Consider the following 12,764-nt stretch of genomic DNA (forward strand, 5'->3'; position numbering starts at 1 on the left):
TGTTTAGAGCGCTATTTTCAGTCCGCAGGCCAGCCCCCGCAATGGCGGCAAGGTTGTTCTGGACTGCGTTTCCGGATCGAGACCTGAATAGCGGGTGAGTGTAAACAGGTTTTGAGCCTGGAGGTACAGCTTCACGTCGTGTAGATGCAACCGGGCCAAAGGGGCAGCGGGTAGCGACCAGTTAGCTTCTATGAAGCGGCACCGGATATAGGAGGCATCTTCATAACCCATATCGCTGGAGATAGCCTGTTTATAACTATCGCGCAGTCCTGTAAGCTGGGTATATCGCTGGTGAGTGGCAACGTCGCCTGGTTGCCGCCACCGGGATAGTACAGCTGCATACTGGTTACGCTGATAGCCCGGCATATAGTCAGGATCGAAAGTGGTGTTGACACCCTGCTGGCGGGTGAATTGCAGCAGGAGTTGCAGTCCGAAGTTACCCAGCCGGAAATCGTGCTGCCAGCCGCCATAACATACAGGTATGACATCTACCGGGTGGGTTTCGGCAGCCTTATCCGCCGGCACGGGGTGATGATGGGCATCAGCAAACAGGTAAGTGCCTGTTAGCGGGTCAACGCCCATGGCATCAGCAACATATTGCTGAGACAAGGCTTGTCCTTCTACAAACTGAAAGGATGATTGTATAGGGATAGTAGGATCAGGGTAGTTAATAAGTTTATTGTGGCAGAAAGAAATGTTGAAAGAAGAGGCCCATTCAAACCGGCGGCGTTTGATGTGTTGCGTAGTGAGTGCAAGTTCCAGTCCGCTGTTACGGATCAGTACCGGCAGGTTACCAATGATATTTCCGGCCCCGGTAATATCCGGCAAGGGATAGGACACCAGCTGATTAGAAGAGCGGTATACGTAATAGCTGGCAGAGAAGAGCAGTTTATCGTGCAGGAAGCCCAGCTCAATGCCTGCTTCCGATTTACGGGTCAATTCCCAGGCAAAATCGGCGTTAAACAGCCGGGCGGGGGTTAGTCCTGTCACATCCTGGTAAGTGCCGTCAGTGGGGTTATATTGCCCAAGGTATTGATAATCGCCTATCTGGTCGTTACCGGTAGTGCCGTAGCTGGAACGTAGTTTACCGAAACTGAGTATATGCCGGAGGGGCTGCATAAATTTCTCTTCCGTAAAGATCCAGCCAGCGCCTACAGCCCCGAAGACCGCAAACTGTTTACGGGGGCCGAAGCGGCTGCTGCCATCGCGGCGTACGCTGAGGTTGAGCAGGTAGCGGTTGTGATAGCGGAGGCTGAGGCGACCGAATAAAGCGAGATAGCGGTAGATAGCACCTTCCTTTTTACCATAGACCGTATCGGCGTAATAGATATTGTGCAGCAGCGCATCATCTTTAAAGCCATCGGCGTTGAGTGTTTCGCGGGACTCATTATATCCCTGGAGGGTGCCACCGGCAAGCGCCTGTATATACCAGTCAGCTTTATCATGCGTATAGGTTACCTGCGGTTCGATAATGCGGGAGACAGATTCGTAGTGTGCAAGCCGGGAAGAGCCCGTGCGGGTATTACGGATAGCAGGAGGATAGATGGCTAACGGTGTGAGGATGGAAGAGCGACCCGTCAGCCAGTTGTAGCCCATGGTGGTTTTGAGCGACAGACCTGGCAACAGGCGGTATTGCAGACCGACATTAGCCAGCAGGTTGGTAACATGGGCATCGAAGGTGGGTCCGACCAGCGCGATGTAAGGATTGAGCCAGGCATAGTTGAGGCTACCGTCTTCCAGGTAGGGCGGCGGCGTATTAGGCGGCAGCATGATCCTGCTGGTGAAGTCAAAGCCGGGCAGCATGGTTCTATCTGCCAGGAAACTACCTGTAAAGGCCGCGTTGAAGCGGTTGTCGGGAGTCCAGGTATTGGTACTGATGTGCATACCGCCGCGGGTATTACCGAAGGCACCGGGGAATACCAGGGATTCTTTCCGGTAGTGACTACTTAGGAGGTATTGGCCATGGGTGGTACCACCAGAAACAGCCGCATGAGCAGAGGTATTGTTGCCCGTACCACCGATGAGGGCATGTTGCCAGTCGGTATAGCGGTGAGGGTTCCACTGCAGGAGGTCGGGAGCATTTCTTTCGTTGGGAGCGACACCGTCATTGAGGAAGGCTTCACGGCGCATCTCGAGGTATTGGGCAGTGTTAAGGAGCTTAACTTTCCGGGCAGTGTGGGTGATGCCCTTGGCGATGTTAAGGCGCAGGCGGGTTTTACCAATGCGGCCTTTGCGGGTATTGATCAGTATTACTCCGTTAGCGCCGCGGGAGCCATAAATGGCCGTAGCGTCAGCGTCTTTCAGCACCTCAATGCTTTCTACATCTTCGGGGTTGATGAAGTTGAAAGCGGAAGCGTTTTCACCCCATATGAAAGAACCGAGTCCGCCGGTCAGCACCGGATTAAAAGGGATGCCATCAACGATGTAAAGGGGTTGGGTACCATTAACGAGACTGTTTTGTCCGCGGAGCTGCACCTTCATCGCCATACCGCCTATACCGCCGGTTTGTGTGATGAGCAGACCAGGTACACGGCCTTGCAGCGCAAGCAGGATGTTAGCGCCGGCAGGTCCGGCGATGTTTTCAGCTTTGATGGCGGTGAGATTGCCGGTGGCGAAGCGGAGGGTGGTAGTACCATAGGCGATAACGACCGTTTCATCGAGTGCTTTTCCGATGAGGAGTTTTGGCGTATCTGCCGGAGGAGAAGGTGTGGCAGGGGGTAATTGCTGCCGGAGCTTTCTGAGGTTGATAGAGTGCCCATCGAGCGTCCAGGCGTATTTATTACGCAGGATGGTATGGAGGACGATGCTGAGGGGCGTATTGACAAAATGTACATCCATCAGTTGCGTAACATCGATATCAGCGTTATAGCTGAAGTAGAAATTAGTTTGTGCCTGGATAGTGTTGAAGATATGCTGAAGGGGCAGTTGCTTACCGGAGACGGAGACTTTTGTTTGTTCCAGCTGTCCTTTTACCTGTAAGAGGCAACAGGTAAACAGTACTAGCAGTAGCGTACAGCGTGTGGCACATGTGGGCATTCCCATAAGGAATATGTCGGTATTGGATAATAAGTAGCAGAAAATAGACAAAAGTACTCCTGTGTTTATTTTTTTCTCCTTAACAACGAATTAACTCATCTGTGTATCAGATTAAGATACATTTACTCATAAAGAAAATAGAGTCTTTATTATGAGTCCAATGAGTAACAACCATTCAGAAGACGAGCTATTTCTATTGATCCGGCAGGGCAGTGAGGCGGCATTTGACGCCTTTTACAATCGTTATGTTAATATGTTATATCTGCAGGCATATTTCAGGTTGCAGGACGAGGCTACGGCCAAGGATGCGGTACAGGATGTGCTGATTTATTTTTGGAACAACCGGTCTACGCTGGCTATCAGGGGTAGTTTACAGGCATACCTGGCGGGTGCGGTGCGGCAAAGGTGTGTGGCCTTGCTGCGTAAGGAGGTGAGCATGCGTAACCGTCAGCAGATCTATGCCGCTTTGTATACATCAGTGACCCATTCTTCCGACTTAGAGATCAAGGAACTAAACAGCCAGCTCCAGGCTGCCATGGCGTTAATCAGCCCTACCAGCAGAAGGGCGTTTGAGATGTCTTATATTGAAAGGAAGACATCGAAAGAGATTGCCGGCATTATGAACATCAAGGTACAGACGGTGAAGAACCATGTACAGCAGGCATTAAAGGTGTTGCGTCAGCATCTGAAGAAAATTTGAATTTCCCACAGTACTTTTTTTGCATCGGCAGCTACTAGAAGTGTGTTTATCACTTTATAGGATTATCATGCCGGTAGATCCCGACTACATTGAACAATTGATACTGGAAGAACTGACGGGGCATATCTCTCCTGAGGACAGTATCACCCTCAAAAAACTCCTTGAACAGGATCCTGCCGCGCAGGCTCTTTGGGAGCGTATGCATGCGGCGTTGACAGGAGCTGATATACAATCAGTAGTAGAAGCCCTTCCGCAGGAGTTGCCGTCAGCGCACATTATTACTGCAGCCAGGAGGCGCAGGCGGCGTACAATAATTGTCAATACTACCATAGGCGTAGCAGCTATGCTGCTGCTGGCGCTGATGATGTCTAAGATAATGTTTCCGGCGTTTCAGCCAGTGTCGCCGGAGCCTATCCCATCGTTCGCCCTCAAATCTGTTGTACTGCAGCTGCCCGATGGTAGCTATTATCAATTGGGCAGCGGGCAGCAGCAGTTTATAGAGAACGGGATCTCCTTCCGTGAAGTAGCGGGAAGATTGTCCTGGTCGGGAGGTAACGACGACGCCCGGCTGGCAACTATACGCGTACCACCGGGTAAGGAATATACCGTGCAATTACCTGATGGTACAACGGTGCAGTTGAATGCAGCCAGCCATTTGCAGTTCCCACTGGCATTTACCAGCAGACGGGAGATACATGTTAGCGGAGAGGCTTATCTGCAGGTAGCCCAGCATGCGCAGCAACCGTTCAGGGTACAGTTACCCAATAGTACCATCCAGGTACTGGGAACGGCTTTTAATGTAAACACCTATGATAGCACAGCAGAACAGGTACTGCTGGAGACAGGCGCTATACGTATGCAAACCAAAGACGGCGATATCGTGCTGCAACCAGGGCAGGCAGTCAGTTATCAGCCAGGCCGGCGACCGCAGATAGTGGACAGGGATCTGATGGCAGTATTATCCTGGAAGCAGGGTTACTACACCTTCCGGAGCACACCGGTAGCGGAAGTCAGCAAAGTACTGGAAAGGAATTACCGGATCAGGGTAGTCCTTGATTCTGAAGCGACCAGCCAGCGAACATATACATCCCGCCTGGAAAAAGACGAACCATTGAAGACATTCCTGACACGTTTGAAATCAATTGACAACATAGACTACAGGTTTGAAACGGGAGACACCGTACTGCATTTGTTACACCGACCGTAAACTACCACTACTATGCATTCTATCTTATTTAAAGCGAACAAACTACTGCTGATCGAGAAGAATAAACCATCATATGTGCCAGCCAGCAGTCTGCCAGTAGAGTACCTCAAACTGATCATGCCTTTCGCCGGACTATACTTCCGGGGAGACAAAGAGTGTGAGATCCTTTCCCAGCATATTAACGTGGGGCCTTTCTCCCTCTGGATGCATGACATCTTTGCCAAAGACAGGATAATGCTGTTACCATATACGCCCTATCACATATGGACGTTGAATTTTATGTATGAGGATACGCTGGTAGTGGAAGGAACACAGAAAGCCGTTTATACGCTGGAAGAACGGGAATGTAATTTATTCAACCTCGATCCGGGGCTGCATCGCATTCCAGTGGCAGACAATACGAAGGTACTGTCTGTACATATTAACATCCGGCCTGCGTTTCTGCCGGCGCTGGCACAGCGATATCCGCAGCTGCGGGCCTTGCTGACCCGTCAGTCTACTACCGGAACAAGCGCTGTCAATGCGAGGCCGCATCCTGTTAACCCGGTTTGCGACCTGTTGATTCAGAAAATATTGACCTGCAGGTATACAGGTCAGCAGGCGCATGTCTTTATCTATCGTTGCTGCCTGGAACTGCTGCTGAACTTTGCCACACAGGAAGCACATGCAGACGAGCCTTTCCTTTTCAGCAGCCTGGAATACCAGGACGAATACCGGCAGCTATTCCGGTTTCTGGTAGAGCATCCGCACAAGCAATGTTCAGTGTCTGAGCTGTCACTGATATTCAATATTCCAATGGCGAAGCTGGAGAAAGGCTTTGTGCAGCATTATGCCATGACCATACATGACTTCACATATATGTTACGGATGATGATGGCATACAATGCCCTTCATCAGGTGCAGTGGTCGCATGAGGTGATTGCAGATGCGGCAGGCTTTAGTGATGCCGACACGCTGGTGGATGCTGTAGAGCAATATTACGAGTTCAGGATTAAAAAATAAGCGCGTTATATCTTCAATGGTTGTTACGAATAAGTGGTGAGTGCAACTATTCCCTTGCACCTGAGTATTGTATGGCCTCCGAGACAGGCCGGTTCATCTCACAAAAACCAACAACACATGAAGAGAATGCATACTGCAGTGGCTGCCATTGCATTGTTCTGTGCATCGTATAACAGCATCTACGCGCAGACAGTCCCCAACAATTCCACCTGGCAGATGAAGCCGGTCAGCATCCAGACCCGATGGGCAAAAGATGTAAATCCCCAGAATGTATTACCGGAGTATCCTCGTCCGCAGATGGTGAGAAACGAATGGCAGAACCTGAATGGTTTGTGGCAGTATGCCATCACCGATAAAGATGCCGGAAAGCCTGCTCATTTTGATGGTCAGATACTGGTACCTTTCCCTATTGAGTCAGCTTTGTCAGGCGTACAGCGGCAGTTGCAACCTACACAGCGGCTGTGGTATAAGCGTAGCATCAATAAACCTGCTGTCAGCAGCGATGAAAGAGTGCTGCTGCACTTTGGCGCGGTGGACTGGGATGCGAAAGTATATGTGAATGGTAAAGAGATTGGCGGCCATACCGGCGGTTATCAGAACTTCTTTTTCGATATTACAGACGTCCTGAAAGACGGTGCAAATGAACTGGAAGTGTCAGTGCTGGATCCTACAGATCAGGGCGCGAATCCGCATGGGAAGCAGGTGCTGAATCCCCAGAACATCATGTATACCGCCAGCAGTGGTATCTGGCAAACGGTATGGATGGAGACAGTGCCGGCAGCATATATCAACAACATCCGCATCACCCCGGATATTGATAAAGGCCAGTTGAAACTGGAAGTACTGACAGCTGGCAAAACCGGCGATTACACGGTAGAGGCAATCGCCTCCAACGGTAAAAAGACCAAAGGCAAACCAGGTACTACATTGCTCCTGCCTGTACCGGATGCCAAACTCTGGAGCCCCGATCAGCCTAACCTGTATAACCTGACTGTAAAACTCCTGAACAAGGGTAAGGTGGTAGATACCATCGGCAGTTACTTCGGTATGCGGAAGATTGAAGTGAAGAAAGACGATAAAGGGGTGGAGCGCCTGTTCCTTAATAACGAATATGTATATCACCTGGGTGTGCTGGACCAGGGTTTCTGGCCGGAAGGACTATATACAGCGCCAACAGATGAAGCGTTGAAGTTTGATGTAATGGCCATACGCAATATGGGCTATAACACCATCCGTAAGCATATCAAACTGGAGCCAGCCCGCTGGTATTACCATGCAGATAAAGCAGGTATGCTGGTATGGCAGGATATGGTGACCTGTGCCAGCGATAAGCCGGAGGCAAAAGCGGCATTTGAGAAAGAGAACAAAGAAAACATCGCACAGCTGTATAACTACCCGAGCATTGTGATCTGGGTGCTGTTCAACGAAGGTTGGGCACGGTATGATCAGAAACGCCTGACAGAATGGATGAAACAGGAAGATCCTTCAAGAGTGGTAGATGGTCACACCGGCGAGAACTATGACCGCGGTTCCCCGGAAGATGTGAACCAGAAATGGGCGAGTAGTGATATGACAGATATTCATGACTATCCTGGCCCTGGCATTCCGCCGGCATTAGCAGGTAAAGCACGGGTACTGGGCGAATGGGGTGGCGTAAGAGTACCAACCCTGAAGCACCAATGGAATGATATGGAAGGATGGGGATATATACAGGTACCAGCATCCGTGTTTAAGCTGAAGTATGACTCTATGGTAAAGAAGCTGAGCACACTGGAAGCCCAGGGCTTGTCCGGCTCTATCTACACAGAGCCATTCGACGTAGAAACAGAAGAAAATGGAATGATGACCTACGACCGTGAGGTGATCAAAATTGCACCGGAAGACTTACGTCAGATACACAGTCAGATACTGACGCAGGCGAATAGCTATGCAGCAGCGCCGGGAGTATTTCAGGCAAAGGTGGCAGATACAGCGAATCCGGACCTGCAGTATGCCAGTTTGTTGGAGCAGTTCAGGAATGGGAAGAACGACCCTGAGTTCCTGCGGGACCTGACGGTAATGGCAGTGAGGGTAAAGGATGAAAAGAGCATTCCGGAATTGAGTGCAGCAACGATCAAGAAGATGAATAACCCGGTGACGCTGAGCAACCTGAATTTCCTGTTGAAATTCACTAATGAGACCAGTGATCCTGGTTTCCCGATACTGTTAAAAAATCATACTGCGGCAGCACAGCTGATAGGTAATGAAAGGATACAGAACAAGTTAAGGATATTGATATTTAATAGCGAGATCAAGCCACATGTATCAACCGAGAATAAGGATATTAACTGGACAACGCTGGAATCCCAGATTACATCAAAGTATGGGTTAGCAGGAGAGGAAGCGGTATTGTTTAGTCAGGCGGTACATTGTGTAAACCACCAGGACTGGGGTAATTTCTTCCCGGCGGCGCAGCGTCTGGTGGATAAGTACAAAAGTAATGTTCCGTCAGACATGTTGAACACATTTGCCTGGGCGATATTTGAGAATGTGACAGATACCAATCAGCTGAAGACAGCACTGACCTGGAGTCAGTATAGCATGGAGTCTTCACAGGCACCTGAGCTGTTTGATACGTATGCCAATCTGCTACATAAGTTAGGCAATCAGCAGGAAGCGATCAAGTGGGAGCAGAAGGCTTTGGATGTTAATCCTGGAGATGACGTTTTCAAAGAGACACTAAACAAGATGAAACGCGGCGAAAAAACCTGGAACTAATTTAATACCCCGTTTAACTCCTGAATACCTCGGCGGCTCATCATATGATGAGCCGCTTTCACATTAACCTAGCGTTAACTTCTTTTTATTTTTGAATGATTAGTTTAGTGGTACACCAATGATGGATCCCTGACTTATGAAAAACGACTATTCCAACTTCATTAAACAAATGGGTATGTTACCACCGGAAAATTTGGCCAGCTTCTTCCACGAATATGCAGCGCAGATAGACGATTTCATTCAGCTTTACGAGGCGTACAACAGGCAGATCATGCAGGTGCAGAGTGTGCGTATTGCTGAGCTGAAGGCGGCTATTTGCAGGATCACGTCTGATACTGACTGGGAGGATATGGAGGGATTGGAGCTGACGTATGAGCAGTTTAGTCCTGCGGTAACGATAACAGGTAGTTTTGAAGCGGGTGCAGGAGCACCGTTATCCGCGTTCAGCATACGATTGATCATGCCGGATATACATAGCTGGCGATATTATGAAGTTGGAGTAAGCAGAGAGTATCCGGCGTATACAGCTGTACAAAAAGGCGAGCGGGTAGTGGTGACCGTCGCCGGACTGCCTGGTGAAGACACTGACAAGATATTAACAACCCTCGAAGAAGTATATACTTATCTTTCCGGATTAACGGTCCAGACTTTTTTACACTCGTTAACATCTCATTAACTTAGATCCCTTCTCAATTTGTTAGCTTAGCTGTTATAACAGAAGTAGTGATTGTTGTGCGACATTTTCCCATAAAATTCATCGATATAACCGGCGCCGATATCGCATTGTTCCAGTAACCAGCCTCGGTAAATTAGCACCTATTGTTGTCTGGTATACTGTCAAGTTCATGTGTAGTCATCAAAAGATACCGTTAAAACGTGATTATGTACCCTACATTATCTGAGGAGAACAAACTACTATTGATAGACCGCCTTGAGCAGTCATATCTACCCGCAACATATATACCCTCTGAATATCTTCCCCTTATCATACCTTATGCTGGCTTGTACTTTGAGCAGGACAACGACTATAATATGCTCTCTCAGCATATTCCGTTGGGCCCCTTCTCATTGTGGCTGCATGATGTCTTTGCACGCAAAGACATTGTGCTTTGCCCTTATGCACCGTTTCACCTGTGGGCACTGCACTTTATGTATGAGGATACCCTACGGGCGGTCACGTTTAAAACAAACGGATTCACATTAGAGGAAAAAGAATGTAACCTGTTCAACCTCTATGCAGATATGCACCGGGTACCGATGTTTGCCGGACAAAAGATATTATCCTTCCATATCAATATATTACCGTCTGCGTTTATGCAGCTTGCGCAGCGCTATCCGGGACTGAACTCATTGTCTAACAAGACGATCCATAAGCATTCCAGTATTATTAATGAGAAGCCATACCGTATTAATGCTGTGTGTAATATGCTGATACGGAACATTATATCCTGCCGTTATATAGAGTCACAGGCAAGACATTTCATGGAGCGCTGCTGCCTGGACCTATTCCTCAACTTTGCCATGCAGGACGCAATGGCTGACGAGATCAGGATACCGAACGAAGCACAAAGCATGCTTTATCATGAGATCTTCCAGTACCTGGTAGACCATCCGCACATGGCGAACAATGCAGACCAGGTAGCAAAGATGTTTGATATGCCGGGTGTGAAACTTGCACAGATATTCCGGCAGCAGTTTAGTGTAGGTATCCACGCTTTCCTCCATATGCTAAAAATGATGCTGGCCTACAATAGCCTGATGCAGCAATCGGTTTCACTCAGGGACATTGCCCAGTTAACAGGTTATAAAACTACCGAAGAACTAATACGTGAAGTAGAAAAATACTACAACTGTAATATTGCTGCATTACGTAGAAGCATGTAAAGATCGTTTTGCATTGTTTATCAGGAAGCTCCGTCAGGAGCTTTTTTTTATTACTATCCGTTTACCCTCCCTCCAAAGTTTTTCTCCTCATCTCCTAAGTTCACTTCTGACCTCCTCCCATACCTTTGAAACGTACGAAAACTGCGTCATTACCATTTTAGAGTCTCTCCAAAAGTTAGCCCATGGATCAGCCTATTTTAATACCACAAACAAATACCGAAGCTCCTGTTAAAAGAAAAGCCATTATTATCGGAGCCGGTCCCGCCGGATTAACAGCCGCGTATGAATTACTGAAAAGAACAGATATCATTCCAGTCATCCTGGAAAAGTCAGGCGATATTGGTGGTATCTCAAAGACCATTAATTATAAAGGTAACCGTATGGATATTGGCGGTCACCGTTTCTTCTCGAAATCAGACCGTGTCATGAACTGGTGGTTGAATATACTACCGGCACAGGACACTGGTAACGAGCAATTTACAATCAGCTATCAGAATAAATCCAGACAGGTAGCACCAGGAGACAGCGTGACCGCCGCCAACAGCGATAAAGTCATGCTGGTAAGGGAACGGCTTTCCCGTATCTACTTCCTGCGTAAGTTCTTTACTTATCCAATTCAGCTTTCTGTTGATACACTGAGGAAACTGGGAGTAGGCACCACCATCTCTATCCTGGTTTCCTACCTTCAGGCACAGGCATCGCCACGGAAGCCCGAAACAAGTCTGGAAGACTTCATGATCAACCGGTTTGGCAAGACCTTGTATAATCTCTTCTTTAAAGATTATACAGAAAAAGTATGGGGTGTACCTTGTCATGAGATCCCTGCAGAATGGGGCGCTCAGCGTATCAAAGGGGTAAGTATCCGTAAGGCTATACAGCATGCCATCCAATCATCTGTTAAAAAGAAGAAGAAATCACAGGATATCTCCCAGAAAGATACCGAAACCAGCCTGATCGAACAGTTCCTTTATCCTAAACTAGGCCCTGGCCAGTTGTGGGAAGAAGTAGCCCGTCAGGTACAGGAAATGGGCGGTACCATCCTGATGCATCATGACGTAATTGCAGTGAATGCGCAGGAAGGAAAGATCGTCTCTATTGAGGCCTTTAACAAAACAGACCTGCAGACAATAGAATTGAAAGGCGACTATTTCTTCAGTACCATGCCGGTAAAAGAACTGATTGCCAGCCTGGAAGCCGATGTACCACACAACGTGAAGGAAGTTGCCTCCGGACTACAATACCGGGACTTCATCACAGTGGGTATATTACTGAAGAACCTATCAGAACAGGATAAACGCACAGGTAAATGGAAGCCCCTGCAGCTGAAAGATACCTGGATCTATATCCAGGAGAAAGATGTAAAAGTAGGGCGTCTGCAATTGTTCAATAACTGGAGTCCTTACCTAGTAAACGATCCGAATACGGCATGGGTAGGGATGGAGTTCTTCTGCAATGAAACAGATGATTTCTGGAAAATGCCTGATGATAAAATCGCCGCACTTGCCATCCGGGAGCTGCAGAAGATAGGATTAGCCAATGCCAGCGATGTATTAGACTCTACGGTTCTGCGTGTAGAGAAAACCTATCCTGCTTATTTCGGCGCTTATGAAAGATTTGATGAAGTAAAGAAATATGTCAACACCTTTCCAAACCTCTTCCTGGTAGGCAGAAATGGTATGCACAAATACAATAATGCAGACCATTCCATGCTCACCGCTATGGTTGCTGTGGACAATATCATTGCCGGAGAAACGGGGAAAGATAATCTCTGGTCCATTAATACGGAACAGGAATATCATGAAGAAAAAACAGAGAAAACGGGCCAACATGCCTGATCAGAAAATGTTACATGAATTAGCCGGACAGGAGTGCCCGGCTACATGTATACAGACTAAAAAAATTCAATCAGGATGCAATGATAAGCCTTTCATGATCGAAATAAGTTAATGCGAGGTTAACAGAATAAAATTCCCCTTTGTAACCAATTAGAGTTTTATCCGGCGCTTCATACCACTTGTTTCCTTCAGCGTCGCGATTACGCTGATCGTTGACCCGGCTGTAGGAAATCGGCCTGGCCCACATACTCTGGGCCTATTTTCTGCAACCATCAAACTATCAGGCATTATCCATCAGGAACCAGGATCTTATCTTTGATACGCTCCTGCCCAGATTGTATAT

Annotated in this window: 8 protein-coding genes; 7 read left to right on the forward strand and 1 reads right to left on the reverse strand. The window is 48.1% G+C overall.

Annotated elements, in window-relative coordinates; translation table 11 throughout:
* Positions 1–3: 3 nt before the first annotated feature.
* Positions 4–3,042 carry a SusC/RagA family TonB-linked outer membrane protein gene (locus K1Y79_RS27850; RefSeq protein ID WP_220253499.1) on the reverse strand — a complete coding sequence of 1,013 codons (3,039 nt, stop codon included), beginning with the start codon at positions 3,040–3,042 and terminating at the stop codon, positions 4–6.
* Between the two features lie 154 nt (positions 3,043–3,196).
* Here K1Y79_RS27850 and K1Y79_RS27855 point away from each other — a divergent pair, with 154 nt between their 5' ends.
* The 7 genes from K1Y79_RS27855 to K1Y79_RS27885 all read left to right on the forward strand — a co-directional run bounded on the left by K1Y79_RS27855 (position 3,197) and on the right by K1Y79_RS27885 (position 12,421).
* Positions 3,197–3,736, forward strand: coding sequence for an RNA polymerase sigma factor (locus K1Y79_RS27855; RefSeq protein ID WP_220253500.1), 540 nt, complete (start codon positions 3,197–3,199; stop codon positions 3,734–3,736).
* A 67-nt stretch (positions 3,737–3,803) separates the two neighbouring features.
* Positions 3,804–4,943: a FecR family protein gene (locus tag K1Y79_RS27860; protein ID WP_220253501.1), complete on the forward strand. Its 1,140-nt coding sequence runs from the start codon at positions 3,804–3,806 to the stop codon at positions 4,941–4,943.
* Positions 4,944–4,955: 12 nt separating this feature from the next.
* Positions 4,956–5,945, forward strand: coding sequence for a helix-turn-helix domain-containing protein (locus K1Y79_RS27865; protein WP_220253502.1), 990 nt, complete (start codon positions 4,956–4,958; stop codon positions 5,943–5,945).
* A 117-nt stretch (positions 5,946–6,062) separates the two neighbouring features.
* Positions 6,063–8,702 (forward strand): glycoside hydrolase family 2 protein, encoded by a 2,640-nt coding sequence (locus tag K1Y79_RS27870; protein WP_220253503.1) that lies wholly within the window; start codon positions 6,063–6,065, stop codon positions 8,700–8,702.
* Between the two features lie 136 nt (positions 8,703–8,838).
* Positions 8,839–9,378: a hypothetical protein gene (locus K1Y79_RS27875; protein ID WP_220253504.1), complete on the forward strand. Its 540-nt coding sequence runs from the start codon at positions 8,839–8,841 to the stop codon at positions 9,376–9,378.
* A gap of 206 nt (positions 9,379–9,584) precedes the next feature.
* A complete protein-coding gene (locus K1Y79_RS27880) occupies positions 9,585–10,586 on the forward strand; it encodes a helix-turn-helix domain-containing protein (RefSeq protein ID WP_220253505.1) in 1,002 nt (333 codons plus the stop codon).
* A 182-nt stretch (positions 10,587–10,768) separates the two neighbouring features.
* On the forward strand, positions 10,769–12,421 hold the full coding sequence (locus tag K1Y79_RS27885) for an NAD(P)/FAD-dependent oxidoreductase (RefSeq protein WP_220253506.1): 1,653 nt from the start codon (positions 10,769–10,771) through the stop codon (positions 12,419–12,421).
* Positions 12,422–12,764: the final 343 nt, after the last annotated feature.

Origin of the sequence: Chitinophaga rhizophila, assembly GCF_019492185.1 — a bacterium.
GTDB classification, from domain to species: domain Bacteria; phylum Bacteroidota; class Bacteroidia; order Chitinophagales; family Chitinophagaceae; genus Chitinophaga; species Chitinophaga rhizophila.

Excerpts from the sequence above, each read along its gene's own strand:
- K1Y79_RS27850 (WP_220253499.1), bottom strand. The coding sequence starts at position 3,042 with ATGGGAATGCCCACATGTGCCACACGCTGTACGCTACTGCTAGTACTG.
- K1Y79_RS27855 (WP_220253500.1), top strand. The coding sequence starts at position 3,197 with ATGAGTAACAACCATTCAGAAGACGAGCTATTTCTATTGATCCGGCAG.
- K1Y79_RS27860 (WP_220253501.1), top strand. The coding sequence starts at position 3,804 with ATGCCGGTAGATCCCGACTACATTGAACAATTGATACTGGAAGAACTG.
- K1Y79_RS27865 (WP_220253502.1), top strand. The coding sequence starts at position 4,956 with ATGCATTCTATCTTATTTAAAGCGAACAAACTACTGCTGATCGAGAAG.
- K1Y79_RS27870 (WP_220253503.1), top strand. The coding sequence starts at position 6,063 with ATGAAGAGAATGCATACTGCAGTGGCTGCCATTGCATTGTTCTGTGCA.
- K1Y79_RS27875 (WP_220253504.1), top strand. The coding sequence starts at position 8,839 with ATGAAAAACGACTATTCCAACTTCATTAAACAAATGGGTATGTTACCA.
- K1Y79_RS27880 (WP_220253505.1), top strand. The coding sequence starts at position 9,585 with ATGTACCCTACATTATCTGAGGAGAACAAACTACTATTGATAGACCGC.
- K1Y79_RS27885 (WP_220253506.1), top strand. The coding sequence starts at position 10,769 with ATGGATCAGCCTATTTTAATACCACAAACAAATACCGAAGCTCCTGTT.